We start from the raw sequence: 25,087 nt of genomic DNA, 5'->3' as shown, positions 1-25,087 counted from the left end.
ATCACGGACGGTAGGGTCTGGGGCTGGCACGCCCGTCCGTGCCCGGTGACCGGGTCGGCGTGGCGCGAAGTGGGTAGGTACGGTCGCGCGTTCCGGGGCGTCGGGTTCCGGGACACTGCTTGAGGAGGACGTGCGCGTGAACGGTAGCGAGGTCGCTTGGCTGGTTCTGGCCGGCGCGTTCCTGATGCTGGTGCTCGTGCTGGCGGTGCCGATCCTGCGGCTGCGGCACACCGTGGACGCGACGACCCGCATGATCAACGAGCTCAACGACCGCACCGCGCCGCTGCTCGGTGACGTGAACACCACTGTGAAGAACGTCAACGTGGCGCTGGAGCAGGTGCAGACCTCGCTGGACGGGGTGAACCTCCAGCTCGCCAAGGTGGACACCATGACCAGCCACGCGCAGAACGTCACCGCGAACGTGGCGAACCTGGCCACCGTGGTCTCCGCCGCCGCCGCGAACCCGCTGGTCAAGGTGGCCGCGTTCGGGTACGGCGTGCGCCGGGCCGCCTCCGCCCGCCGGCACGCCGAGACCGAGCGCGAGGTGCGCGACACGATCAAGCAGCAGCGTCGCGCCGCCAAGCGCGGCAACCGCTGACCCCGGCCGGCGTACGCGGGAAGGATGAGAACATGAGGCGGTTGTTCTGGCTGGGCATCGGGCTGGCCGTGGGCGTCCTGGTGGTGCGCAAGGCCACCCGGACGGCGCAGGCGTACACCCCGGCCGGCATCGCCAGCGGGCTGTCCGAGTCCGCCGGTGGTCTGGTCGAGTCGCTCCGGGCGTTCGTGGACGACGTCCGGGTCGGCATGGCCGAGCGTGAGCAGGAGATCCACGAGGCCTTCGCCCGCGGCGAGGTGTACGACGACCAGTTCGCCGAGCTGCGGGAGGACCCGCGTATCGGAGACCGAGAGATTTTCCCGGAGGACCACCAGCGATGAAGACGGCGGAGATCAAGCGGCGGTTCCTCGCCCACTTCGAGGCGAACGGGCACACCGTGGTTCCGTCCGCTCCGCTGCCCGCCATCAGCGACCCGAACCTGCTGTTCATCAACGCCGGCATGGTGCAGTTCGTGCCCTACTTCCTGGGCCAGCAGACCCCGCCGTACGCGCGGGCGACGAGCGTGCAGAAGTGCATCCGGACGCCGGACATCGACGAGGTCGGCAAGACCAGCCGGCACGGCACGTTCTTCCAGATGAACGGCAACTTCTCCTTCGGTGACTACTTCAAGTCCGGGGCGATCCCGCTCGCCTGGGACCTGGCCACGAAGCCGGTCGAGGCGGGCGGCTTCGGGCTGGACCCGGAGCGGATCTGGGCCACCGTCTACCTGGACGACGACGAGGCGTACGACATCTGGCGGGCCACCGGCGTGCCGGCCGAGCGGATCGTGCGCCGCGGCAAGGCCGACAACTTCTGGTCGATGGGCATCCCCGGCCCGTGCGGCCCGTGCTCCGAGCTGTACTACGACCGCGGCCCGGCCTACGGCCGCGAGGGCGGCCCGGAGGTCGACGAGGACCGCTACCTGGAGTTCTGGAACCTCGTCTTCATGCAGTTCGAGCGCGGTCCGGGCGTCGGCAAGGAGGACTTCCCGATCCTCGGTGACCTGCCGGCGAAGAACATCGACACCGGCATGGGCCTGGAGCGGATGGCCTCGCTGCTGCAGGGCGTGGACAACCTCTACGAGATCGACGAGGTCAAGCCGATCCTCGACAGGGCCGCCGAGCTGACCGGCAAGCGCTACGGCGTGCACTCCGGTCACGCGGCCAACGAGTCGCACCCGGACGACGTACGGCTGCGGGTGATCGCCGACCACGTGCGTACCTCGCTGATGCTCATCGGCGACGGGGTGACCCCGTCGAACGAGGGCCGGGGCTACGTGCTGCGGCGGATCATGCGCCGGGCGATCCGGGCGGTGCGGCTGCTGGGCTACCAGGACCGGGCGCTGCCCGAGCTGCTGCCGGTGGCCCGCGACTGCATGGCGCCGTCGTACCCGGAGCTGGCCGAGGACTTCGGCCGGATCTCCCAGTACGCGTACGCCGAGGAGGACGCGTTCCTGGCCACGCTGCGCGCCGGCACCACGATCCTGGACACCGCCATCGCCGAGACCAAGTCGGCCGGCAAGGCGGCGCTCTCCGGCGACAAGGCGTTCCAGCTGCACGACACGTACGGCTTCCCGATCGACCTGACCCTGGAGATCGCCGCCGAGCAGGGGTTGCACGTCGACGCGGAGGGCTTCCGCCGGCTGATGGCCGACCAGCGCAGCCGGGCCAAGGCCGACGCGCAGGCGCGCAAGACCGGGCACACCGACGTGTCGGCGTACCGGTCGGTGCTCGACGGCGGCGGTCCGGTCGAGTTCACCGGCTACACCGAGCTGAGCCGGGAGTCCCGGGTACGCGCGCTGCTGTCCGGCGGCGCCGCGGTCTCGGCGGCGGTCGAGGGTGACACGATCGAGCTGGTGCTCGACACCACCCCGTTCTACGCCGAGGGTGGTGGCCAGCAGCCCGACCAGGGGCTCATCACTGTGGGCGGCGGCCAGGTCGAGGTCTTCGACGTGCAGCAGCCGGTGCCCGGCCTGATCGTGCACCGGGCCAAGGTGGTGCGCGGCGAGGTGCGTTCCGGGGAGACCGGGTACGCCGAGATCGACGTTTCCCGCCGCCGGGCGATCTCCCGCTCGCACACCGCCACGCACCTGGTGCACCAGACGATGCGCAACTTCCTCGGTGAGTCGGCGACCCAGGCGGGTTCGCTGAACGCGCCGGGCCGGCTGCGGTTCGACTTCAACACCCCGACGGGTGTGGCGCCGAGCGTGCTGCACGACGTCGAGCAGCAGGTCAACGAGGTGCTGCTGGCCGACCTGGAGGTGCACGCGTTCGTCACCAGCCAGGAGGAGGCCCGGCGGATCGGGGCGATGGCCCTGTTCGGCGAGAAGTACGGCGAGCGGGTCCGGGTCGTCGAGGTCGGTGACTACGCCCGCGAGCTGTGCGGCGGCACGCACGTGGCCCGCTCCGCCCAGCTCGGCCTGGTGAAGATCCTCTCCGAGGCGTCGGTGGGTTCCGGCGTACGCCGGATCGAGGCGCTCGTCGGCATGGACGCGTTCGGCTTCCTGGCCCGTGAGCACCTGCTGGTGTCCCGGCTGGCCGAGCTGTTCCGGGTGCCGGGGGAGCAGGTCGCCGACCGGGTGGAGCAGACGGTCACCCAGCTGCGCGACGCGGAGAAGGAGCTGGAGAAGCTGCGCGCCCAGCTCGTGCTCGGCGGGGCCGGCGCCCTGGCGGCGCAGGCGAAGGACGTGCGCGGCGTCGCGTACGTCGGCACCGAGGCGCCGGAGGGCGCGGCGGCGAACGACGTGCGGACCCTCGCCCAGGAGATCCGGGGCCGGATCGACGCGGCCCGCCCGGCTGTGATCGCGGTGGCCGCCCGGGCCAACGGCAAGGCGTCGCTCGTGGTGGCCGTCAACCAGGCCGCCCGGGGGCGGAACCTGAGTGCGAAGGACCTGGTCAAGGCGGCGTTCTCCGGCCGGGGTGGCGGTAGCGACGACCTGGCCCAGGGCGGCGGCCTGCCCGCGACGGAGGCGCCGAACCTGCTGGTCACCGTCGAGCGGGCGGTCGCCGACGCGGCATGAGCGAACGCACCGAGCGGAGCGAGGGCCGTGAGCGCATGCCCGGCTGGCACGGCATGAGCGCACGGATCTACGCCAGGGCGGACCACCCGGTCCGCCCTGGCCCGTACCGGCGGGGAGGTGTCCGCCCGTGAGTGAGCTGTCCCGTGGCGTCCGGCTGGGTGTCGACGTCGGCCAGGTCCGGGTGGGGGTGGCGCGCTGTGATCCGCACGGCATCCTCGCCACGCCCCTGGTGACGCTGGCCCGTGATCTGACCGCGGAACCGGACGCGGTGCCCGCCGACATGGCCGAGCTGGTCCGGCTCGCCGCCGAGCACGAGGCGGTGGGGATCGTGGTCGGGCTGCCGGTCAATCTCGCCGGGAAGCACGGCCCCGCGGCGCTGAACGTATCAGCATATGCCAGCCGATTGGCTGATGTAATGAGGCCGATTCCGGTGACGCTGACGGACGAGAGGATGTCTACCGTCGTCGCGAGTCGTAGGCTGGCCGAACGGGGCGTCCGGGGAAAGCGCCAACGAGCGGTGGTCGACCAGGCCGCCGCGGTGGAGATTCTGCAGAGCTGGCTGGACGCACAGCGGAGGCGGACGCAATGATCGACGATCTTGATCTGGGGTTCGACGAGCCGGACAGGGGGGAGAAGGGCCGGCACCGGCGCGGCGCGGTGCGCCGTCGCCAGGGCAAGTCCGGCGGCGGCCGGGGCAAGACCCTTCTCGCACTCGCTCTCGCGCTGGTCCTGCTGGGCGGCATCGGCGGCGGCGCGTTCTACGGCTTCGACCGGGTCCAGAACTACTTCGTCACACCCGACTACGACGGCTCCGGCACCGGCGAGGTGACCGTCGAGATCAAGCAGGGCGCGCTGATCGCCGACATGGCCGACGCGCTCGTCGCGGCCGACGTGGTGAAGAGCACCAAGGCGTTCATCGAGGCCGCCGAGGAGAACTCGCGCAGCAAGAACATCCAGCCCGGCACGTACAAGATGCGCAAGCAGATGAGCGGTGACGCGGCGGTCGTGGCCCTGCTGGACCTCAAGAACAAGATCGTCAACGGGATCACCATTCCCGAGGGCCTCACCGCGAAGACGGTCTACAAGCGGCTCTCCGAGAAGACCGACATCCCGGTCAAGGACTTCGAGGCCGCGGCGAAGGATCCGGAGGCGCTCGGCGTACCGGACTGGTGGTTCAAGCGTTCCGACGGCAAGAAGGTCAACCCGTCGATCGAGGGCTTCCTGTTCCCGGACACCTACGAGATCCCACCGAAGGCCACCGCCGAGACGGTGCTCAAGCTGATGGTGGACAACTTCCTCACCGTCACCTCCGGCATGCAGTACGCGGAGAAGGTGCAGAAAGATCGCGGCGGCATCACCCCGTACGAGGCGCTGATCGTCGCCTCGCTCGCGCAGGCCGAGGCCGGCAACAAGGCCGACCTGGGCAAGGTCGCCCGGGTGGCCTACAACCGGGTCTACGGCGAGTTCCCCTGCAACTGCCTGGAGATGGACGTCACGGTCAACTACTACCTGGAGCTGACCGGGCAGAAGACCAAGGCGTCCAAGGACATGACCGCCGCCGAGCTGGACAACCCGAAGAACCCGTACAACCGCAAGCTGCGCGGGCTGGTCCCCTCGCCGATCAACAACCCCGGCAAGGAGGCGCTGGAAGGCGCGCTGAGCCCGCCGGACGGCAAGTGGCTCTACTTCGTGGCGATCAGCAGGGACGGCCGCTCCGCGTTCGCCGAGACCTACGCCGAGCAGAAGCGCAACGAGCAGAAGGCCAGGGAGGCCGGGATCATCTGATGGCCGATCCCCGCCGCGCCGCCGTGGTCGGCAGGCCGATCGCCCACTCGCTCTCCCCGGTGATCCACACCGCCGGGTACGCGGCGGCCGGGCTGACCGGCTGGTCGTACACCCGGATCGAAGCCGGCGCCGACGAGCTGCCCGGCCTGGTCGCGGGCCTCGGCCCCGAATGGGCCGGGCTGTCGGTGACCATGCCGGGCAAGGAGGTGGCGCTCGCGCTGGCCGACGAGGTCTCGCCGGCCGCCGCCGCCGTCGGCGCCGCCAACACGCTGGTACGCCGACAAGACGGCACTTGGTACGCGGACAACACCGACGTCACCGGCATGGTCGAGGTGCTCACCGGCGCCGGCTGCGTGGCCGGGGCGGTCGTCACCGTGCTCGGTGCGGGTGGCACCGCCCGGGCGGCCATCGCGGCGGCGGCCCGGATCGGGGCGGCCGAGGTGACTGTGGTGGCCCGCCGCCCGGAGGCGGTCGACGAGCTGCGCCCGGTCGCGGCGGCGGCCGGGGTGCCGCTCGCTGGCGCCGAGTGGGACGGCGCACCCTCCCACGCCCGCGCCGACCTGGTGATCTCCACAGTGCCCAAGGGCGTCGCCGACCCCCTGGCTGACAACTTCGACTGGCGGCCGGAGTCGGTCTTCTTCGACGTGGTCTACGACCCGTGGCCCACGCCGCTCGCGGCGGCGGCGCTCGCCGCCGGGTGCCGGGTGGTCTCCGGGCTGGACCTGCTGCTGGCCCAGGCGTTCGGCCAGTTCGAGCACTTCACCGGCGTCACCGCCCCACGCACCGCGATGCGCGCCGCGCTGCCGGTGTAAGGAAGGGCCCCTTCTTAACGCCTCCGGTAGAGGAAGGGTCCCCTGTTAACACCTCACCCGTCGGGCGGCGGACCAGCGTACGGAGGTGGCCTGTCCGGTTGGCGGGACGCGGCGGGCGGCGTACGCCGGTGACCACCGGGCGTGACAGACTGACCGTCGTGTTGCGCTGGCTGACTGCAGGTGAATCGCACGGACCCGCCCTCGTCGCGATGCTGGAGGGCGTACCCGCCGGCATCGAGGTGACCACCGGGGAGATCTCCGGCGAGCTGGCCCGGCGCCGGCTCGGCTACGGCCGGGGTGCCCGGATGTCGTTCGAGCAGGACGAGGTCGAGATCATCGGCGGGCTCCGGCACGGGGTGACGCTCGGCAGCCCGGTGGCGATCCGGGTCGGCAACTCCGAGTGGCCCAAGTGGCGCACAGTGATGGCCGCCGACCCGGTCGACCCGGAGGAGCTGGCGAGCCAGGCCCGCAACGCGCCGCTGACCCGTCCCCGCCCGGGTCATGCCGACCTGGCCGGCATGCAGAAGTACGGGCACACCGACGCCCGGCCGATCCTGGAGCGCGCCAGCGCCCGGGAGACCGCCGCCCGGGTCGCGGTGGGCACCGTCGCCAAGGCGCTCGTACGCCAGGCGCTCGGCGTCGAGATCGTCTCCCACGTGGTCGAGCTGGGCCCGGTGGCGGTCAAGCCGGGGCTGCGCCCCACGCCGGAGGACGCCGCGCGCATCGACGCCGACCCGCTGCGCTGCCTCGACGCCGAGGCAAGCGCCCGGATGGTCGCCGAGGTCGACGCCGCGAAGAAGGCCGCCGACACGCTCGGCGGCGTGGTCGAGGTGCTCGCGTACGGGGTGCCGCCGGGCCTGGGCAGCCACGTGCAGTGGGACCGCAAGCTCGACGCCCGCCTCGCGACCGCGCTCATGTCGATCCAGGCGATCAAGGGCGTGGAGATCGGCGACGGCTGGCAGCAGGCCCGCTCGCGCGGTTCGGAGGCGCACGACGAGATCGTGCCCACCGCCACCGGGGTGCGGCGGATCACCGACCGGGCCGGTGGCCTGGAGGGCGGCATCACCACGGGTGAGCCGCTTCGGGTGAAGGCGGCCATGAAGCCGATCTCGTCGCTGAACCGGGCGCTCGCCACCATCGACGTGACCACCGGCGAGCCGGCCACCGCGATCAACCAGCGCTCCGACGTGTGCGCGGTCCCGGCCGCTGCGGTGGTGGCCGAGGCGATGGTCGCGCTGGTGCTGGCCGAGGCGGCGGTGGAGAAGTTCGGCGGCGACTCGATTGCCGAGATGCGCCGCAACCTCAACGGTTACCTCGACAGCCTGGTGATCAAATGAGCACCCGGCCGGTCTGCGTGCTGGTCGGGGCGCCCGGCTCCGGCAAGACCACTGTCGGCACGGCGCTCGCCGAGGCGCTCGGCGTCGACTTCCGGGACACCGACGCCGACATCGAGAACCTCGCCGGCAAGCCCATCCCGGAGATCTTCGTGGACGAGGGCGAGGAGCACTTCCGTACCCTCGAACGGGCCGCCGTGGCGGCGGCGCTCGCGTCGCACGCGGGCGTGCTCGCGGTCGGCGGCGGCGCGGTCCTGGCCGAGGAGAACCGGGCCGCGCTGATCGGCCACACGGTGGTGCACCTGTCGGTGGAGCTGCCCGACGCGGTCAAGCGGGTCGGTCTGGGCGCCGGGCGGCCGCTGCTCGCGCTGAACCCGCGCGCCACGCTCAAGCACCTGATGGACCAGCGCCGCCCGCTCTACGCCGAGGTGGCGACCGCGACTGTGGTCACCGACGGCCGTACCCCGCAGGAGCTGGCCGCGGAGATCGCCGCCCTGCTCAAACCCTGACAACGCCCCGCCCCCGCCGTGTCCGGCTCTCTCGGTGGAACGCCGTGGGTGTCTCGCGGGCGTTGTGACACCCGTGGCGTTCCAGTCGGCGGGGATGCCGCGGATGAGTGGAACGCCGTGGGTGTCTCCCGAGCGTTGTGGCACCCGCGGCGTTCCAGTCGGCGTGGAGGACGCCGCTGGGTGGAACGCCATGGGCGGGTGAGAAGGCGCGCCGGTCAGGCGTTGGCCGCAGCGGCCCTGGCCGTCCGGCGTCCGGCGCGGCGGCGCCGGGCCGGTTCGGGCCGCCAGGTGGCGAGCAGCGCGAGCGCCAGCGCGATCTCGGCCAGGTCACCCAGGTAGTACATGAGCGTGGCCCCGGCCCGCAGCTCGGCGGCGGTGGCCGGCACGTCCACGAACAGCCCGGCGTAGAGCAACTGGGCGATGGTGGCGTGCGCGGCCACCCCGACCCCGATCACCACCAGCCGCACCGGTACGCGCGGGCGGTGCGGTCCCGGGTCCGGCCCGGCGATCGACCAGGCGAACAGGCAGCCGCTCAGCAGGAAGTGCAGGTTCACCAGCGTGTGCAGGGCCGGGCTGTCCAAGGTGGCCCGGTACAGCGGGGTGAGGTAGAGCAGCCAGAGCCCGCCCGCGGTGAGCAGCAGGCCGGTCACCGGGTGGCCGAGCACCCGCGCTACCGGATGCCGCAGCAGGTGGACCAGGGCCCGGCCGGTACGCCGGTCCAGCGTGCGCAGCAGCAGCGTGACCGGTGCGCCGAGCACCAGCGCCAGCGGCGCGAGCATGCCGATCAGCAGGTGCTGCCACATGTGCCCGACGAAGTCGCCGGCCGGCCACAGCAGCCCGGCCACCAGCAGCAGCGCGCCCAGACCGAAGCTCGCCGTGCGGGCGTGCGGCCAGCCCGGCCCGCCCGGGTCGCGCAGCCGCAGCGCGGCGGCCAGGTACGCCCAGGACATCGCCACCGGGATCAGCGCGGTCACCGGGAAGCCACCGTCGGCATGCCCGGCGTGGGCCACTGTCACCGGCGCTCCGGCGGGCAGAGGTCCACCGCGCGGGCCCGGCGCTGGATCGCCCAGCCCGCAGCGATCAGCACCACGCCGAGGGCGAGGAACCCGAGGTCCCACCAGAGCTGGTTCGGGCCGCCGCGGACGTGGTGGATGCCGAGCAGGTGGTGGTCGACGATGCCCTCGACCAGGTTGAACAGGCCCCAGCCGATCAGCGCCCAGCCCCACAGCATCGGCGAGCGCCACAGCCGGCCCCGCGAGTGGGTGACCCGGGAGTAGAGCAGGGCCAGACCGGTCAGCACCGCCACCCAGGTGACCACGTGGAACAGGCCGTCCCAGAGCGTGTTCATCTGCAACCCGGGCACGGTGTCCACCGGGTACTCACGCACGCCGATCCGGTCGCTGCCGGTGCTGCTGAGCATGTGGTGCCACTGGAGGACCTGGTGCAGGACGATGCCGTCGACGAAGCCGCCCAGCCCGACGCCGAGGATCGTGGCGGGCAGCCGGATGCTCGTCGCGGACTCCGGTCGGGTCGCGTGTGCCCTCGTCTCGCTCATTCCGGCCGCCCTACCCGCGGTGCGGCCGGTCAAACACCCAGGGAGTGGACAGTCGCCGCGCGGGGGCGGCGCGCTGGACTAGGCTGCCCGCGATGGACGAGGTGACCCGGATCCCGGTCGGCGGCGAGCGGCCGTACGACGTGCTCGTGGGACGTGACCTGCTGAACCCGCCGCCCCGGCTGCTGCCGGGCGCCGAGCGGGTGGCCTTCCTGCACGCGCCGCCGCTCAAGGCACTCGCCGACCGGCTCGCCGACGGTGTCCGCGAGGGCGGCGTGACGCCGCTGCTGATCGAGGTGCCGGACGCGGAGGCGGGCAAGCACGTCGACGTGGCGGCGGCCTGCTGGGACCGGCTCGGCGACGCCGGGTTCACCCGTACCGACGCGGTGGTCGGGGTGGGCGGCGGCGCGGTCACCGACCTGGCCGGGTTCGTCGCTGCCACCTGGCTGCGCGGCGTGCGCTGGGTGCCGGTCGCCACGTCGCTGCTCGGCATGGTCGACGCCGCAGTGGGCGGCAAGACCGGCATCAACACCGCCGCCGGCAAGAACCTGGTCGGCGCGTTCCACCCGCCGGCCGGCGTGCTGGCCGACCTGGCGACTCTGGACAGCCTGCCCCCGGCCGACCTGGCCGCCGGGATGGCCGAGGTGGTCAAGTGCGGTTTCATCGCCGACCCGGTCATCCTCGACCTGGTCGAGGACGACCCGGCCGCCGCGCTGGACCCGGCCGGGCCGGTGCTGCGGGAACTGGTCGAACGCGCGGTCCGCGTGAAGGCCGGCGTGGTCGCCGGGGACCTGCGCGAATCCGGGGTACGCGAGGTGCTCAACTACGGGCACACGCTGGCGCACGCGATCGAGAAGGTGGAGGGCTACCGCTGGCGGCACGGTCACGCGGTGGCGGTCGGCCTGGTGTACGCCGCCACGCTGGCCCGGCTCGCCGGCCGGCTCGACGCGGCCGACGCCGAGCGGCACCGCCGGGTGCTGGCCGCGCTCGACCTGCCCACCGGCTACCGGGCCGACGCCTGGCCGGAGCTGCTCGCCGCGATGCGGGTGGACAAGAAGGCCCGGGGCAGCCGGCTGCGGTTCGTGGTGCTCGACGGGCTCGCCCGCCCGGCGATCATGGAGGCGCTGCCGGACGACCTGCTCGCCGCCGCGTACGCGGAGATCAGCTCGTGAGGGTGTACGTGCTCAACGGGCCGAACCTGGGCCGGCTCGGCACCCGCCAGGTCGACGTGTACGGGGTGACCAGCTACGCCCAGCTCGTGGCCGACTGTGAACGGCACGGCCGGGAGCTGGGCCTGGACGTGGTGGTCCGGCAGACCGACGCCGAGCACGAGATGCTCGCCTGGCTGCACGAGGCGGCCGACGAGGCGGCGGCGGTGGTGCTGAACCCCGCGGCCTGGTCGCACTACTCGATCGCGGTCCGGGACGCCTGCGCCATGCTGCGCGGCCCCCTGGTCGAGGTGCACATCTCCAACATCCACGCCCGGGAGGAGTTCCGGCACCACTCGGTGGTCTCCGCGGTGGCCACCGGCGTGATCTGCGGCCTGGGCGTGGACGGCTACCGGCTGGCGCTGCACCACCTGGCCGCCCGGCTCGCCGCAGGAGCCTGAGCCGGTCCGTTCCGTGGCGCGAGTCCGATTCGACAGAGCGAGTAGACTTGGCCGGTCTGTCCGCCAATTGATGATCAAGGCAGGAAATGGCCACCACCAACGACCTGAAGAACGGCCTGGTACTCAACCTGGACGGCGAGCTGTGGGCCGTCGTCGAGTTCCAGCACGTCAAGCCCGGTAAGGGTGGTGCCTTCGTGCGCACCACGCTGAAGAACGTGCTGTCCGGCAAGGTGGTCGACAAGACCTTCAACGCGGGCACCAAGGTCGAGACCGCGACCGTGGACAAGCGCACCATGCAGTACCTGTACGCCGACGGCGAGGACTACGTCTTCATGGATCTGGAGACGTTCGACCAGATCACCGTCCCCGGCGGCACCGTCGGCGAGGCCGCCAACTACCTCCTCCCCGAGGCCGAGGCGACCGTCGCCACCCACGAGAGCGTGCCGCTGTACATCGAGCTGCCGACCTCGGTCGTGCTCGAGGTCACCTACACCGAGCCGGGCCTGCAGGGCGACCGCTCGACCGGCGGCAACAAGCCGGCCACCGTCGAGACCGGCGCGACCGTGCAGGTGCCGCTGTTCATCACCACCGGTGAGAAGATCAAGGTCGACACCCGCGACGGCCGTTACCTCGGCCGAGCCTGATGGCCGAGGGCCCCAAGCAGCAGATGCCGGCGCGCCGCAAGGCGCGCAAGCGGGCGCTGGACGTGCTCTTCGAGGCCGACCTGCGGGACCGCCCGCCGGTCGAGGTGCTCGCCGGTTACCTGGAACGGATCGAGCAGCCGCGCCCCGACCACCTCGGCTACGCGGTCGGGCTGGTCGAGGGCGTGGCGGCGCACCTCGACCGGATCGACGAGACGATCGCCAGCTACGCCGAGGGGTGGACGCTGGAGCGCATGCCGGTGGTCGACCGCAACCTGGCCCGGATCGCCGTGTACGAGCTGCTCTACGTCGACGAGATCGACGACGCGGTGGCGATCAGCGAGGCCGTGGAGCTGGCCCGGCAGATGTCGACCGACGACTCGCCCCGCTTCCTCAACGGCATCCTCGGCCGGATCGCCGAGTACGCCACGCGCTGACGCGCCGCAACGACGAAGGGCCCGTGCCGACCGGCACGGGCCCTTTCGTCGTACGGGGGATGTCAGGACGCGAAGAACGCCCGCGGGTCGGCGACCAGCACGCCGTGCTCGGTCAGCCGCTCGATCAGGCCCGACGGCGAGGCGTCGTAGACGATCGCGAGGGCGCGCAGGTCGTCGGCGCGGATCGAGAGCACCCGGCCGTTGTAGTCGCCGCGCTGCTGCTGGATGGCGCGCGCGTAGCGGGCCACGTACGCGAGGTCCTCGGAGGCCTCGTCGTAGAGCCGCTCCAGGTCCAGGACGATCTTGCTGGTGGGCTCGTGACGCACCCCGCTGCCGTCGGGCAGCAGCTCCGAGACGGGAACGCGGTAGAAGTCGGCCAGCTCCGCCAGGCGGGACACGGTGACGGCGCGGTCGCCGCGCTCGTACGAGCCGACCACCACGGCCTTCCACCGCCCGTTCGACTTCTCCTCCACCCCCTGCAGGGACAGGCCCTGCTGCTGGCGGATGGAGCGCAGGCGGGCGCCCAGCGACTTGGCGTATTCAGAGGGCATTCGGACACTCCCAGTGCTGTTCGGGTTCCCCGAGCTATCGCTACGGAGCGTGACGGTACGGGGATTGCGACATGTGGTCAAGTGTTGCCGTCCACCGGGTCCGGCACCCACGTGTGGCTTGTCCCCATTTCTCCGGGCTGACCAGCAGGTCAGGACCGGCGGCGGGCAGCCCGGTGACCGCTGGTAACGTGGCGTGAAGCCCCGGTCCGGGCCCCGCGCGGGCCTGCCGGAGCAGACCAGACGTCCTTTAACGACCCGTCCCGTGAGGCGGGGAAGGAGGTCCGCCGTGGCCTACCCACCGGCTGCCCACTCGTCGCCGCCGCGACAACCCTCGGTGAAGGTGATCCTCGCCGCAGCGGACGTGTCGCGGGTGGTCGACCGCATCGCCCACCAGATCCTGGAGAAGACCCAGGGCGCCGCCGACACCGTGCTGCTCGGCATCCCGACCCGGGGCGTGCCGCTCGCCCACCGCCTCGCGGCCCGGATCAGCACCTTCGAGGACGTCACAGTCCCGGTCGGCGTGCTCGACATCACGCTCTACCGCGACGACCTGCGCCGGCACGCCACCCGCGCGGTCGGCCCGACCGACCTGCCGCCCGGCGGGATCGACGGCAAGCGGGTGATCCTCGTCGACGACGTGCTGTTCTCCGGCCGCACCGTGCGGGCCGCGCTGGACGCGCTCAGCGACGTCGGCCGGCCGGCGTCCGTGCAGCTCGCGGTCCTCGTCGACCGCGGCCACCGCCAGCTGCCGATCCGCGCCGACTACGTCGGCAAGAACATCCCCACCGCCCTGGCCGAGAACGTCAAGGTCACCCTCGCCGAGACCGACGGCAGTGACGAGGTACGGCTGTACGGAGGCTCACTGTGAGCGCGAGGAGCGCAGCGAAGCGGAGCCCCGCAGTCGCGAACGAAAGGCGGCGACACGCATGATCCGGCACCTGCTCTCCGGCGCCGATCTGGACGCCGGCACCGCCACCCTGGTCCTGGACACCGCCGCGGAGATGGCGACGGTGGCCGGCCGCGAGGTCAAGAAGCTGCCCGCGCTGCGCGGGCGCACCGTGGTCAACCTCTTCTACGAGGACTCCACCCGCACCCGGATCTCGTTCGAGGCGGCCGCCAAGCGGCTCAGCGCCGACGTGATCAACTTCTCCGCCAAGGGCTCCAGCGTGGCCAAGGGGGAGAGCCTGAAGGACACCGCGCTCACGCTCCAGGCCATGGGCGCGGACGCGGTCGTCGTCCGGCACCCCGCCTCCGGCGCACCGCACCGGCTCGCCGAGTGGGTGGACGGATCGGTGGTCAACGCCGGTGACGGCACCCACGAGCACCCCACCCAGGCGCTGCTCGACGCGTACACGATGCGGTCCCGGCTGGGCCGCCTCGACGGCCTGCACGTGGCGATCGTCGGCGACGTGCTGCACTCCCGGGTGGCCCGCTCCAACGTGCTGCTGCTGTCCACCCTCGGCGCGAAGGTGACACTGGTCGGCCCGCCCACCCTCATCCCGGTCGACATCGCCGCCGCCCTGGCCACCGGCACCGACGTCTGTTACGACCTCGACGCCGTTCTCCCAGATGTGGACGTGGTGATGATGCTGCGGGTGCAGCGCGAGCGGATGGGTGACTCCTACTTCCCGTCGGCCCGCGAGTACGCCCGACGCTACGGGCTCGACGGGCCGCGCATGCGCCGGCTGCCCGAGCACGCGATCGTCATGCACCCCGGCCCGATGAACCGGGGCATGGAGATCACGCCCGAGGTGGCCGACTCGCCCCGCTCCACCATCGTCGAACAGGTCGCCAACGGGGTCTCCGTGCGGATGGCCGTGCTCTACCTGCTGCTCGGAGGGAACAACCGGTGACCGCGTACCTCATCACAGGCGTCAGCATCGTCGGCGGCGAGCCGACCGACCTGCTCATCCGCGACGGCGTGGTGGCCGGGACGGGCCGCGGGCTCGCCGCGGACGACGCCACAGTCATCGACGCGACCGGCCTGGTCGCGCTGCCCGGCCTGGTCGACCTGCACACCCACCTGCGCGAGCCCGGCCGGGAGGACGCCGAGACGGTCGAGTCCGGTTCCCGGGCGGCGGCACTCGGCGGCTACACGGCGGTGTGCGCGATGGCGAACACCTCCCCGGTGGCGGACACCGCGGGCGTGGTGGAGCAGGTCTGGCGGCTCGGCCGGGAGGCCGGCCTGGTCGACGTGCAGCCGATCGGCGCGGTCACCGTCGGGCTGGCCGGCGAGCGCCTGGCCGAGCTGGGCGCGATGGCCGACTCGGCCGCCGGGGTGCGGATCTTCTCCGACGACGGGCACTGCGTGTCGGACCCGCGGCTGATGCGCCGGGCGCTGGAGTACGTCAAGGCGTTCGACGGCGTGATCGCCCAGCACGCCGAGGAGCCCCGGCTGACCGAGGGCGCGCAGATGCACGAGGGCGAGGTGTCCACCCGCCTCGGCCTGACCGGCTGGCCGGCCGTCGCCGAGGAGGCGATCATCGCCCGGGACGTGCTGCTGGCCGAGCACGTCGGCAGCCGGCTGCACGTCTGCCACGTCTCCACCGCCGGCAGCGTCGAGGTGCTGCGTCAGGCCAAGGCGCGCGGGGTACGGGTCACCGCCGAGGTGACGCCGCACCACCTGCTGCTCACGGACGAGGTCGTGAGCGGGAGGAGTGAGCTTGCGAACAACTGGAGCCCAGCGGGCAGCTACGACCCGGTCTTCAAGGTCAACCCGCCGCTGCGCACCGCCACCGACATCGCCGCGCTGCGGGAGGCGCTGGCCGAGGGCGTGATCGACATCATCGCCACCGACCACGCGCCGCACGCCGTGGAGGACAAGGAGTGCGAGTGGGCGTACGCCCGGCCGGGCATGCTCGGCCTGGAGACGGCGCTGTCGATCGCGCTCGACGTGTTCGGTCCCCGCTGGGACCTGATCGCCGAGCGGATGTCCCGCACGCCGGCCCGGATCGCCGGGCTGGCCGGGCACGGCCTCGACCCGGCGCCCGGCGTACCGGCCAACCTGACCCTGGTCGACCCGGCCGCCCGGCGCGTCGTCGAACCGGCGGAGCTGGCCAGTCGCAGTCGCAACACCCCGTACGCCCGCATGACGCTGCCGGGTCGCATCGTGGCGACCTTCCTGCGCGGCGAGCCGACGGTCCTGGACGGAAAGGCTGTCAAGTGAGCGCGAGGAACGCAGCGGAGCGGAGTCCCGCAGTCGCGAACGAAAGGCGGGCCCGGTAATGGTGAAGCGTAGATCGGCGATCCTCGTCCTGGAGGACGGGCGCACGTTCCACGGCGAGGCGTACGGCAGCGTCGGGGAGACCTTCGGCGAGGCCGTCTTCAACACCGGCATGACCGGCTACCAGGAGACGCTCACCGACCCCTCGTACCACCGGCAGGTGGTGGTGCAGACCGCGCCGCACATCGGCAACACCGGCGTCAACGGCGAGGACGACGAGTCCGACCGGATCTGGGTGGCCGGGTACGTGGTGCGCGACCCGGCCCGGATCAGCTCCAACTGGCGGGCCGGCGGCGGCCTGGAGGACCGGCTCGCCGCCGAGGGCGTCGTCGGCATCAGCGGCGTGGACACCCGGGCGCTGACCCGGCACCTGCGCGAGCGCGGCGCGATGCGGGTCGGCATCTCCAGTGTCGAGGACGACCCGGCCGCCCTGCTGGAGCGGGTCCGCCGCTCGCCGCAGATGGTCGGCGCGAACCTGTCCGACGAGGTGACCACCGCCAAGCCGTACGTCGTCGAGGCGCAGGGCGAGCACCGGTTCACGGTGGCGGCTGTGGACCTGGGCATCAAGCGCAACGTGCCGCGCCGGCTCGCCGCCCGCGGCGTCACCACCCACGTGCTGCCCGCCGGGTCGACTATCGAGGACCTGCTCGCCACCGGCGCGGACGCGGTCTTCTTCTCGCCCGGCCCGGGCGACCCGGCGACCGCCGACGGCCCGGTGGCGCTGGCCCGGGAGGTGCTGACCCGGCGGATCCCGCTGTTCGGCATCTGCTTCGGCAGCCAGATCCTCGGCCGGGCGCTCGGCTTCGGCACCTACAAGCTGGGGTACGGCCACCGCGGCATCAACCAGCCGGTGCTCGACCGGGCCACCGGCAAGGTCGAGGTGACCAGCCACAACCACGGCTTCGCGGTGCAGGTGCCGGGTGCCGGGGACGGCGCCGTGGTGCCGGATCAGGTGATCCAGACCGAGTTCGGCGGTGTCCAGGTGTCACACGTCTGCCTCAATGACAACGTGGTCGAGGGGCTGCGGGCCGTGGACGTGCCCGCCTTCACCGTCCAGTACCACCCGGAGGCGGCGGCCGGCCCGCACGACGCGGACTACCTCTTCGACCGTTTCGCCGAGTTGATCGAAGGCCGTGGCTTCGACCGGAACCACAGTGAAGGCGGAAAGAATGCCTAAGCGGACCGACCTCAAGCACGTCCTGGTGATCGGCTCCGGGCCGATCGTGATCGGACAGGCCTGCGAGTTCGACTACTCCGGCACCCAGGCCTGCCGCGTGCTGCGCAGCGAGGGGATCCGGGTCAGCCTGGTCAACTCCAACCCGGCGACGATCATGACGGATCCGGAGTTCGCCGACGCCACGTACGTCGAGCCGATCACCCCGGAGTTCGTCGAGCTGGTCATCGCCAAGGAGCGTCCCGACGCGCTGCTGCCGACGCTCGGCGGGCAGACCGCGCTGAACACCGCTGTCGCGCTGCACGAGGCGGGCGTGCTGGAGAAGTACGGCGTCGAGCTGATCGGCGCGAACATCGAGGCGATCAACCGGGGCGAGGACCGGCAGCTGTTCAAGGAGATCGTCGCGAAGGCCGGCGTACGGCTGGGCCTGGACGATCCGTCGGCGCTGGTGCCGCGGTCGCGGGTCTGCCACTCGATGGACGAGGTCCGCGAGACGGTCGCCGAGCTGGGCCTGCCGGTGGTCATCCGGCCGTCGTTCACCATGGGCGGCCTCGGTTCCGGCATGGCGCACACCGACGAGGACCTGGAGCGCATCGCCGGTTCCGGCCTGGCGGCCAGCCCGGTGCACGAGGTGCTCATCGAGGAGAGCGTGCTCGGCTGGAAGGAGTACGAGCTCGAACTGATGCGCGACCGCCACGACAACGTGGTGGTGGTCTGCTCGATCGAGAACGTCGACCCGATGGGTGTGCACACCGGCGACAGCGTCACCGTCGCGCCGTCGATGACGCTCACCGACCGGGAGTACCAGCGGCTGCGTGACCTCGGCATCGCGGTGCTGCGCGAGGTCGGTGTGGACACCGGCGGCTGCAACATCCAGTTCGCGGTGAACCCGGCCGACGGTCGGATCGTCGTGATCGAGATGAACCCGCGGGTGTCGCGCTCCTCGGCGCTGGCGTCGAAGGCCACCGGCTTCCCGATCGCGAAGATCGCCGCGAAGCTCGCCATCGGCTACACGCTCGACGAGATCCCCAACGACATCACGCTGAAGACGCCCGCGGCGTTCGAGCCGACGCTCGACTACGTGGTGGTGAAGATCCCCCGGTTCGCGTTCGAGAAGTTCCCCGGCGCCGACCCGGAGCTGACCACCACGATGAAGTCGGTGGGCGAGGCGATGAGCCTGGGCCGCAACTTCACCGAGGCGCTGAACAAGGCGATGCGCTCGATGGAAACCAAATCATCCGGTTTCTGGACCGTCCCCGACCCTCAGGACGCGACCCGGGAGAACACCCTCGCGGCGCTGCGCACGCCGCACGACGGCCGGCTCTACACGGTCGAGCGGGCGCTGCGCCTCGGCGCGTCGATCGCCGAGGTGTCCGAGGCGTCCGGCGGCATGGACCCGTGGTTCCTGGACCAGATCGCCTCGCTGGTCGAGCTGCGCGCCGAGATCGTGGACGCGCCGGTGCTCGACGCCGCCCTGCTGCGCCGGGCCAAGCGGGCCGGCCTGTCCGACCGGCAGCTCGCCGCACTGCGTCCCGAGCTGGCCGCCGAGGACGGCGTCCGGACGCTGCGGCACCGGCTCGGCGTCCGGCCGGTCTACAAGACGGTGGACACCTGCGCGGCCGAGTTCGAGGCGACCACGCCGTATCACTACTCGACCTACGACTCGGAGACCGAGGTGGCGCCCTCGGCGCGGCCGAAGGTGCTCATCCTGGGCTCCGGGCCGAACCGGATCGGTCAGGGCATCGAGTTCGACTACTCGTGCGTGCACGCGGTCCAGGCGTTGCGGGACGTGGACTACGAGACCGTCATGGTCAACTGCAACCCGGAGACCGTCTCCACCGACTACGACACCGCCGACCGGCTCTACTTCGAGCCGCTGACGTTCGAGGACGTGCTGGAGGTCTGGCACGCCGAGGACTCCTCCGGCAAGGAGGCGGGCGGCCCCGGCGTCATCGGGGTGATCGTGCAGCTCGGCGGGCAGACCCCGCTGGGCCTGGCGCAGCGGCTCAAGAACGCCGGGGTGCCGATCGTCGGCACCTCCCCGGAGTCGATCCACCTGGCCGAGGAGCGTGGCGCGTTCGGCGCGGTGCTGGCCCGGGCCGGGCTGCGCGCGCCCGCGCACGGCATGGCCACCTCGTACGACGAGGCGAAGGCGATCGCCGACGAGATCGGGTACCCGGTGCTGGTCCGCCCCTCGTACGTGCTCGGCGGGCGCGGCATGGAGATCGTGTACGACGACGCCACGCTGCGCGACTACATCGGCCGGGCCACCGCCATCTCGCCGGACCGGCCGGTGCTGGTGGACCGGTTCCTGGACGACGCCATCGAGATCGACGTGGACGCGCTCGTGGACGCCGACGGCGACGTCTACCTGGGCGGCGTGATGGAGCACATCGAGGAGGCCGGCATCCACTCCGGCGACTCGTCCTGCGCGCTGCCGCCGATCACCCTGGCCGGCTCGCACCTGGCCCAGGTGCGGCACTACACCGAGCAGATCGCCCGCGGCGTCGGGGTGCGCGGCCTGCTCAACGTCCAGTACGCGCTGCAGGGCGACATGCTCTACGTGCTGGAGGCCAATCCGCGCGCCTCCCGGACCGTACCGTTCGTCTCGAAGGCCACGGCGGTGCCGCTGGCGAAGGCGGCGGCCCGGATCGCGCTCGGCGCCACCGTCGCGCAGCTGCGCGCCGAGGGGATGCTGCCGCCCACCGGCGACGGCGGCACCATGCCGGCCGACGCGCCGATCGCGGTCAAGGAGGCGGTGCTGCCGTTCAAGCGGTTCCGCACCCCGTCCGGCAAGGGCATCGACGTGCTGCTCGGCCCGGAGATGAAGTCCACCGGCGAGGTGATGGGCATCGACACCGGCTTCGGCCAGGCGTTCGCCAAGTCGCAGGCCGCCGCGTACGGGTCGCTGCCGACCGCCGGGAAGATCTTCGTCTCGGTCGCCAACCGGGACAAGCGTGGCATGATCTTCCCGATCAAGCGCCTGGCCGACCTGGGCTTCGAGATCGTGGCCACCACCGGCACGGCCGAGGTGCTGCGCCGGCACGGCATCGCCTGCGAGCAGATCCGCAAGCACTATGAGTCGGGTGAGGGCGCGGACGCGGTCTCGCTGATCCTCGGCGGGGACGTGGCGCTGGTGGTGAACACGCCACAGGGTTCCGGGGCGAGCGCCCGTTCCGACGGGTACGAGATCCGCAGCGCGGCGGTGAGCGTGGACATCCCGTGCGTCACCACCGTTCCCGGCGCCGCAGCCGCCGTCATGGGCATCGAGGCCCGCATCCGGGGCGACCTGAAGGTCCGCCCGCTGCAGGATCTCCACGCCGCCCTCCGGGCGGGCGAGTGACCCCGCGCCTCAACGCGCCGATCATGAGGTTGACGGCGGATTTGGAGATCCACATCGCCGTCAACCTCATGATCGACGGGGAAACCGGGCGGGCCGGGCGGGCCGGGCGGGGGGCCGGGGCGTGATCTTCGAGAAGGTGGTGCGGCCCCGGCTGTTCTCGCTCGCGGGCGGGGACGCGGAGGGGGCGCACGAGTGGACGCTGGCGCGGCTGGCCGCGGTGTCCCGGCAGCCGGCGGTCCTCGCCGCGCTGCGGGCGGCGTACTTCCGGTCGGCGCCGCGCACCGTGTTCGGGGTGCGCTTCCCCAACCCGGTCGGGCTGGCGGCCGGGATGGACAAGAACGGGCTCGCGCTGCCGGCCTGGCCGGCGCTGGGCTTCGGTTTCGTCGAGGTCGGCACCGTGACCGCGCACGCCCAGCCGGGCAACCCCCGGCCCCGGCTGTTCCGGCTGCGCGACAGCGAAGCCGTGATCAACCGGATGGGCTTCAACAACGCCGGTGCCGAGGCGCTGGCGGACCGGCTGGCCGCGTTGCCGCGCCCGCTCGGCGTGCCGCTGGGCATCTCGCTCGGCAAGTCCAAGGTGACCCCGCTGGACGAGGCGGTCGAGGACTACCTCGCCTCGTTCCGGGCGCTCAAGGATCACGGCGACTACTTCGCGGTGAACGTGTCCTCACCGAACACCCCCGGGCTGCGGTCGCTTCAGGACCGGTCCCATCTGGACGCGTTGCTCGCCGCGCTGGTGGGAGAGAAGCCGGTGCTGGTGAAGATCGCCCCGGACCTGACCGAGCCGGCCGTGGCCGAGCTGCTGGAGGTGTGCCTCGACCGGGGCGCGGCCGGGGTCATCGCCACCAACACCACACTCGCCCGGGACGGGCTCGCCCCGGCCGACCGGGAGCGCGCCGCCGAGGCCGGCGGGCTGTCCGGCCGGCCGCTGACCGCCCGGGCCCGGGAGATGGTCGCCTTCGTGCACCGGGAGACCGGCGGCCGGCTGCCGGTGATCGGTGTGGGCGGCATCCTGCACCCCGACGACGCCACACGCATGTTCGACGCCGGCGCCTCCCTGCTCCAGCTCTACACCGGCTTCATCTACCGGGGCCCCGCCCTCACCCGAGCCATCACAACCCGAACCTGACCCGCGCGATCTTGCAGTTCCGGCCCTGGCACACCGCCCCATTCCGGGCGCTGCCGGGGCGGCAACTGCAAGATCGCGGGGGAGAGGGCCGAAGGAGGAGACGTGACGCCCGAGGAGATCCTGGAAGCCGACCGGCGGCACGTGTGGCACCCGTACGCCCCGATGCCCGGCGCCGGCGCGCCCTACGTGGTCGACAGCGCCGCGGGGGTGCGGCTGCGGCTCGCGGACGGGCGGGAGCTGGTCGACGGGATGTCGTCGTGGTGGGCGGCGATCCACGGCTACCGGCACCCGGTGCTCGACGCCGCGGTGACCGACCAGCTCGGGCGGATGAGCCACGTCATGTTCGGCGGGCTCACCCACGAGCCCGCCGTACGCCTGGCGCGCACGCTCGTCGAGCTGACCCCGGACGGCCTGGAACACGTCTTCCTGGCCGACTCCGGCTCGGTGAGCGTCGAGGTGGCGGTGAAGATGTGCCTGCAGTACCAGCGGGCGCTGGGACGCCCGCAGCGACGCCGGCTGGGCACCTGGCGGGGCGGCTACCACGGCGACACGTTCCACCCGATGAGCGTCTGCGACCCGGAGGGTGGCATGCACCATCTCTGGGGCGACGTGCTGCCCCGGCAGGTGTTCGCGCCGGTGCCGCCGCCCGGCTTCGACGCGGCGCCGGACCCGGCGTACGAGGCGGCGCTGGTGGAGGCGGTGGAGCGGCACGCCGGCGAACTGGCCGCGGTGATCGTGGAGCCGGTCGTCCAGGGCGCCGGCGGGATGCGGTTCCACCACCCGCACTATCTGCGCGTGCTGCGCGAGGTGACCCGGCGGCACGGCATCCTGCTGGTGTTCGACGAGATCGCCACCGGCTTCGGCCGGACCGGCCGGATGTTCGCCGCCGAGCACGCCGGCGTCACCCCGGACGTGCTCTGCGTCGGCAAGGCGCTCACCGGCGGGTACCTGACGCTCGCCGCGGCGCTGTGCACGCCCGAGGTGGCGCGGGCCATCTCCGCCGACGGGGTGCTGGCGCACGGGCCGACGTTCATGGGTAACCCGCTCGCCTGCGCCGTCGCCAACGCCTCCCTGGACCTCCTGCGGGCCGGGGACTGGGCGGGACGGGTGACGGGCATCGCCGAGGGCCTGCGGGCCGGCCTGGCGCCGTTGCGGGACGCGCCCGGTGTGGCCGACGTACGCGTGCTCGGCGCGATCGGGGTGGTGCAGCTCGACCACGAGGTGGACCTGCCCCGGGCGACCGCCGCCGCGGTGGCCGAGGGGGTGTGGCTGCGCCCGTTCCGGGATCTCGTCTACACGATGCCGCCGTACGTCTGCGACGCCGCGGACGTGGCGCGGATCGCGGCCGGAGTGGCCGCGGCGGTCAAGGCCGGCTGAGCCCGGCCGGTTCGACAGGGCGCGACGGGAGGCCCGTCGCCGGACACGCCAGGCGGCCCGGAGCCGCCGGGAGAGGGAGAGACGCATGGAGACGTTCGGCGCCCGTCTGCACCGGGCCGTGGCGGAACGAGGGCCGCTCTGCGTGGGGATCGACCCGCACCCCGGGTTGCTGACCGCCTGGGGCCTGTCCGACGACGTGGCGGGCCTGGAGCGGTTCTGCGCCACCGTGGTGGAGGCGATCGGTGACCGGGTCGCCGTGGTCAAGCCGCAGTCGGCGTTCTTCGAGCGCTTCGGCGCCCGGGGCGTCGGCGTGCTTGAGTCAACTATCCGACAGTTGCGAGATTTGGGAGCGCTCACTCTGCTCGACGTCAAGCGAGGTGACATCGGCTCTACCGTCGCCGCGTACGCCTCGGCGTACCTCGATCCATCCAGCCCTCTGTATGTCGACGCGGTCACCGCGAGCCCCTACCTGGGAGTAGGTTCGCTCGCCCCGATGTTCTCCACCGCCGCCGAGCACGGTGGCGGGGTCTTCGTCCTGGCGCTCACCTCCAACCCGGAGGGTGCCTCCGTGCAGCGCGCCGTGGGCGTCGGCGGGCGCACCGTCGCGCAGACCGTGATCGACGAGATTTCCCAGCTCAACCGCGGTGCGGAGCCCCTCGGCAGCTTCGGTCTGGTGGTCGGCGCGACAGTCGGTGAGACGGGTCACGATCTGGACTCGGTCAACGGTCCGCTGCTCGCGCCGGGGCTGGGCGCGCAGGGCGGAACGCCCGCCGGGTTGCGTACCGTGTTCGGCGCCGCGCTGCCGTGGGTGCTGCCGTCGTACTCCCGGGAGGTGCTCGGCGCGGGCCCCGACCCGGCCGGCCTGCGGGCCGCCACCGAGCGGGTGCTGGCCGACTGCCGGGCCGCCCTGGGCACGGCGGACTGACTGACGGCTCGGTCACTTTGGGTTGATCATCGCGCGTCCACGTTGCCGAAATCTCCGTTGACCGCTAGTTTTCCCCGCGCTGGGAACCACGGACCCCTTTGGTTGCCAGCGACACCACGTTTCACAGATGCGGTGGGGCGCTCAGCCCGCCGTACTAGGGACCTGAGGAGAACTGGTGCCGCTCCCGTCACTGACCCCCGAGCAGCGCGCTGCCGCGCTGGAGAAGGCCGCGGAGATCCGCAAGGCCCGCGCTGAGCTGAAGGAGCAGCTCAAGCAGGGCAAGACCACCCTCGCCACCGTCCTCGAGCGGGCCGAGTCCGACGACGTCGTGGGCAAGCTGAAGGTTTCGGCCGTGCTCCAGGCGATGCCGGGCATCGGCAAGATCCGGGCCACCCAGATCATGGAGAAGCTCAAGATCGCGGACAGCCGTCGCCTGCGCGGCCTCGGCGAGCAGCAGCGCAAGGCTCTGCTCGGAGAGTTCGCCGCCAACTGAACGGCCCGCCGTGTAGAAACAAGCGGTGAGCACGGATGACGAGGCGCGCTCGGCGGCTCGGCTCACTGTCCTGTCCGGTCCCTCCGGGGCCGGCCGGAGCAGTGTCGTCGAGGCGGTCCGGGCGCGCCTTGCGTCTGTCTGCGTGCCGGTGGTCGCCACCACCCGCCCACCCCGTCCGGACGAGCGTGACGGCGTCGACCGCGTCTTCCTCGACGCGCCCGGCTTCGACCGGCTGATCGCCGCCGGGGAGCTGCTGGAGTGGTGCCGGATCGGGCCGTACCGCCGGGGGGTGCCCCGGGCCGAGGTGCGGGCGCGGCTCGCGGAGGGACGGCCGGTGCTGCTGCCGCTGGACCTGGCCGGCGCGCTGGCGGTACGGGTGGCGGCGCCCGGCGCCCGGCTGGTGCTGCTCGCGCCCCCGGCGTACCGGGCCGACCCGGACGTCGCGGCCCTCTTCGCCCATGCCGTGGCACACGACCACACCGAACGCGCCGCGGCGGAGCTGGTAGGATTGCTCGGTTCGTCCTTCCTGGCTCCGGCCCGACCGCCCGCGGGCGGCGCACGAGACGCAGAGGTTTAATT

25 protein-coding genes are annotated in these 25,087 nt (G+C 72.4%); 22 read left to right on the top strand and 3 right to left on the bottom strand.

Annotation, left to right across the window (positions count from 1 at the left end):
* The first annotated feature begins 136 nt into the window (after window positions 1-136).
* From FB454_RS06735 to FB454_RS06700, 8 genes are all read left to right on the top strand, one after another.
* Window positions 137-598 carry a DUF948 domain-containing protein gene (locus FB454_RS06735; protein ID WP_043324962.1) on the top strand — a complete coding sequence of 154 codons (462 nt, stop codon included), beginning with the start codon at window positions 137-139 and terminating at the stop codon, window positions 596-598.
* 32 nt (window positions 599-630) lie between these two features.
* Window positions 631-936, top strand: coding sequence for a hypothetical protein (locus FB454_RS06730; protein WP_013285491.1), 306 nt, complete (start codon window positions 631-633; stop codon window positions 934-936).
* On the top strand, window positions 933-3,614 hold the full coding sequence (alaS, locus tag FB454_RS06725) for an alanine--tRNA ligase (RefSeq protein WP_145822663.1): 2,682 nt from the start codon (window positions 933-935) through the stop codon (window positions 3,612-3,614). Before FB454_RS06730 ends, alaS begins: the two co-directional genes overlap by 4 nt.
* A gap of 127 nt (window positions 3,615-3,741) precedes the next feature.
* Window positions 3,742-4,203 (top strand): Holliday junction resolvase RuvX, encoded by a 462-nt coding sequence (ruvX, locus tag FB454_RS06720; RefSeq protein WP_013474890.1) that lies wholly within the window; start codon window positions 3,742-3,744, stop codon window positions 4,201-4,203.
* Window positions 4,200-5,399: an endolytic transglycosylase MltG gene (gene mltG, locus FB454_RS06715; RefSeq protein ID WP_013285495.1), complete on the top strand. Its 1,200-nt coding sequence runs from the start codon at window positions 4,200-4,202 to the stop codon at window positions 5,397-5,399. Before ruvX ends, mltG begins: the two co-directional genes overlap by 4 nt.
* Complete coding sequence (locus FB454_RS06710; protein WP_013285496.1) at window positions 5,399-6,211, top strand: shikimate dehydrogenase; 813 nt, start codon at window positions 5,399-5,401, stop codon at window positions 6,209-6,211. The genes mltG and FB454_RS06710 overlap by 1 nt, the downstream gene beginning before the upstream one ends.
* Window positions 6,212-6,369: 158 nt before the next feature.
* Complete coding sequence (gene aroC, locus FB454_RS06705) at window positions 6,370-7,548, top strand: chorismate synthase (RefSeq protein ID WP_013285497.1); 1,179 nt, start codon at window positions 6,370-6,372, stop codon at window positions 7,546-7,548.
* A complete protein-coding gene (locus FB454_RS06700) occupies window positions 7,545-8,054 on the top strand; it encodes a shikimate kinase (RefSeq protein WP_013285498.1) in 510 nt (169 codons plus the stop codon). The genes aroC and FB454_RS06700 overlap by 4 nt, the downstream gene beginning before the upstream one ends.
* A 215-nt stretch (window positions 8,055-8,269) precedes the next feature.
* Here FB454_RS06700 and FB454_RS06695 read toward each other — a convergent pair whose 3' ends face one another.
* Window positions 8,270-9,070 (bottom strand): cytochrome c oxidase assembly protein, encoded by an 801-nt coding sequence (locus FB454_RS06695; RefSeq protein WP_013285499.1) that lies wholly within the window; start codon window positions 9,068-9,070, stop codon window positions 8,270-8,272.
* Window positions 9,067-9,609, bottom strand: a complete 543-nt coding sequence (locus FB454_RS06690) for a DUF2243 domain-containing protein (RefSeq protein ID WP_013285500.1) — start codon at window positions 9,607-9,609, stop codon at window positions 9,067-9,069. Before FB454_RS06690 ends, FB454_RS06695 begins: the two co-directional genes overlap by 4 nt.
* A 92-nt stretch (window positions 9,610-9,701) precedes the next feature.
* On the opposite strand from FB454_RS06690, the gene aroB reads away from it, so the two are divergent.
* The 4 genes from aroB to nusB all read left to right on the top strand — a co-directional run bounded on the left by aroB (window position 9,702) and on the right by nusB (window position 12,293).
* Complete coding sequence (gene aroB, locus FB454_RS06685) at window positions 9,702-10,778, top strand: 3-dehydroquinate synthase (protein ID WP_013285501.1); 1,077 nt, start codon at window positions 9,702-9,704, stop codon at window positions 10,776-10,778.
* Complete coding sequence (gene aroQ, locus FB454_RS06680) at window positions 10,775-11,215, top strand: type II 3-dehydroquinate dehydratase (RefSeq protein WP_013285502.1); 441 nt, start codon at window positions 10,775-10,777, stop codon at window positions 11,213-11,215. The genes aroB and aroQ overlap by 4 nt, the downstream gene beginning before the upstream one ends.
* 86 nt (window positions 11,216-11,301) lie before the next feature.
* Window positions 11,302-11,859, top strand: coding sequence for an elongation factor P (efp, locus tag FB454_RS06675; RefSeq protein WP_013285503.1), 558 nt, complete (start codon window positions 11,302-11,304; stop codon window positions 11,857-11,859).
* Between the two features lie 23 nt (window positions 11,860-11,882).
* Window positions 11,883-12,293 (top strand): transcription antitermination factor NusB, encoded by a 411-nt coding sequence (gene nusB / locus FB454_RS06670; RefSeq protein WP_174361785.1) that lies wholly within the window; start codon window positions 11,883-11,885, stop codon window positions 12,291-12,293.
* A 62-nt stretch (window positions 12,294-12,355) separates the two neighbouring features.
* On the opposite strand, the gene bldD is transcribed toward nusB, so the two are convergent.
* Window positions 12,356-12,844 carry a transcriptional regulator BldD gene (gene bldD, locus FB454_RS06665; protein ID WP_013285505.1) on the bottom strand — a complete coding sequence of 163 codons (489 nt, stop codon included), beginning with the start codon at window positions 12,842-12,844 and terminating at the stop codon, window positions 12,356-12,358.
* A 286-nt stretch (window positions 12,845-13,130) separates the two neighbouring features.
* Between bldD and pyrR the strand changes: the two genes are divergently transcribed.
* The 10 genes from pyrR to FB454_RS06615 all read left to right on the top strand — a co-directional run bounded on the left by pyrR (window position 13,131) and on the right by FB454_RS06615 (window position 25,085).
* Complete coding sequence (gene pyrR / locus FB454_RS06660; protein ID WP_013285506.1) at window positions 13,131-13,712, top strand: bifunctional pyr operon transcriptional regulator/uracil phosphoribosyltransferase PyrR; 582 nt, start codon at window positions 13,131-13,133, stop codon at window positions 13,710-13,712.
* 58 nt (window positions 13,713-13,770) lie between these two features.
* Window positions 13,771-14,697: an aspartate carbamoyltransferase catalytic subunit gene (locus tag FB454_RS06655; protein WP_013285507.1), complete on the top strand. Its 927-nt coding sequence runs from the start codon at window positions 13,771-13,773 to the stop codon at window positions 14,695-14,697.
* A complete protein-coding gene (locus tag FB454_RS06650) occupies window positions 14,694-16,010 on the top strand; it encodes a dihydroorotase (RefSeq protein ID WP_013285508.1) in 1,317 nt (438 codons plus the stop codon). Before FB454_RS06655 ends, FB454_RS06650 begins: the two co-directional genes overlap by 4 nt.
* 61 nt (window positions 16,011-16,071) lie before the next feature.
* Window positions 16,072-17,244, top strand: a complete 1,173-nt coding sequence (gene carA / locus FB454_RS06645) for a glutamine-hydrolyzing carbamoyl-phosphate synthase small subunit (protein WP_174361786.1) — start codon at window positions 16,072-16,074, stop codon at window positions 17,242-17,244.
* Window positions 17,237-20,584, top strand: coding sequence for a carbamoyl-phosphate synthase large subunit (gene carB / locus FB454_RS06640; protein ID WP_145822662.1), 3,348 nt, complete (start codon window positions 17,237-17,239; stop codon window positions 20,582-20,584). The genes carA and carB overlap by 8 nt, the downstream gene beginning before the upstream one ends.
* Window positions 20,585-20,705: 121 nt before the next feature.
* Window positions 20,706-21,713 (top strand): quinone-dependent dihydroorotate dehydrogenase, encoded by a 1,008-nt coding sequence (locus tag FB454_RS06635; protein WP_145822661.1) that lies wholly within the window; start codon window positions 20,706-20,708, stop codon window positions 21,711-21,713.
* A 102-nt stretch (window positions 21,714-21,815) separates the two neighbouring features.
* Entirely contained in the window at window positions 21,816-23,090 is a 1,275-nt protein-coding gene (locus FB454_RS06630) for an adenosylmethionine--8-amino-7-oxononanoate transaminase (RefSeq protein ID WP_091328935.1), read from the top strand.
* A gap of 85 nt (window positions 23,091-23,175) precedes the next feature.
* Window positions 23,176-24,015 (top strand): orotidine-5'-phosphate decarboxylase, encoded by an 840-nt coding sequence (pyrF, locus tag FB454_RS06625; protein WP_145752697.1) that lies wholly within the window; start codon window positions 23,176-23,178, stop codon window positions 24,013-24,015.
* A gap of 175 nt (window positions 24,016-24,190) precedes the next feature.
* Window positions 24,191-24,508 (top strand): integration host factor, actinobacterial type, encoded by a 318-nt coding sequence (gene mihF / locus FB454_RS06620; RefSeq protein WP_013285515.1) that lies wholly within the window; start codon window positions 24,191-24,193, stop codon window positions 24,506-24,508.
* A 25-nt stretch (window positions 24,509-24,533) separates the two neighbouring features.
* A complete protein-coding gene (locus FB454_RS06615; protein ID WP_030271049.1) occupies window positions 24,534-25,085 on the top strand; it encodes a guanylate kinase in 552 nt (183 codons plus the stop codon).
* The last annotated feature ends 2 nt before the right edge of the window (window positions 25,086-25,087 follow it).

This window comes from Micromonospora sp. CNZ297, assembly GCF_007827625.1.
Note: the sequence above shows the minus strand (reverse complement) of the source record. Positions and strands in the feature narration are given on the sequence as shown.

What these genes read in the sequence shown, in the direction of transcription:
- mltG (WP_013285495.1), top strand. Translation starts at nt 4,200, where the DNA reads ATGATCGACGATCTTGATCTGGGGTTCGACGAGCCGGACAGGGGGGAG.
- FB454_RS06730 (WP_013285491.1), top strand. Translation starts at nt 631, where the DNA reads ATGAGGCGGTTGTTCTGGCTGGGCATCGGGCTGGCCGTGGGCGTCCTG.
- alaS (WP_145822663.1), top strand. Translation starts at nt 933, where the DNA reads ATGAAGACGGCGGAGATCAAGCGGCGGTTCCTCGCCCACTTCGAGGCG.
- FB454_RS06655 (WP_013285507.1), top strand. Translation starts at nt 13,771, where the DNA reads ATGATCCGGCACCTGCTCTCCGGCGCCGATCTGGACGCCGGCACCGCC.
- efp (WP_013285503.1), top strand. Translation starts at nt 11,302, where the DNA reads ATGGCCACCACCAACGACCTGAAGAACGGCCTGGTACTCAACCTGGAC.
- carB (WP_145822662.1), top strand. Translation starts at nt 17,237, where the DNA reads ATGCCTAAGCGGACCGACCTCAAGCACGTCCTGGTGATCGGCTCCGGG.
- bldD (WP_013285505.1), bottom strand. Translation starts at nt 12,844, where the DNA reads ATGCCCTCTGAATACGCCAAGTCGCTGGGCGCCCGCCTGCGCTCCATC.
- FB454_RS06710 (WP_013285496.1), top strand. Translation starts at nt 5,399, where the DNA reads ATGGCCGATCCCCGCCGCGCCGCCGTGGTCGGCAGGCCGATCGCCCAC.
- aroB (WP_013285501.1), top strand. Translation starts at nt 9,702, where the DNA reads ATGGACGAGGTGACCCGGATCCCGGTCGGCGGCGAGCGGCCGTACGAC.
- pyrF (WP_145752697.1), top strand. Translation starts at nt 23,176, where the DNA reads ATGGAGACGTTCGGCGCCCGTCTGCACCGGGCCGTGGCGGAACGAGGG.
- nusB (WP_174361785.1), top strand. Translation starts at nt 11,883, where the DNA reads ATGCCGGCGCGCCGCAAGGCGCGCAAGCGGGCGCTGGACGTGCTCTTC.
- FB454_RS06700 (WP_013285498.1), top strand. Translation starts at nt 7,545, where the DNA reads ATGAGCACCCGGCCGGTCTGCGTGCTGGTCGGGGCGCCCGGCTCCGGC.
- FB454_RS06690 (WP_013285500.1), bottom strand. Translation starts at nt 9,609, where the DNA reads ATGAGCGAGACGAGGGCACACGCGACCCGACCGGAGTCCGCGACGAGC.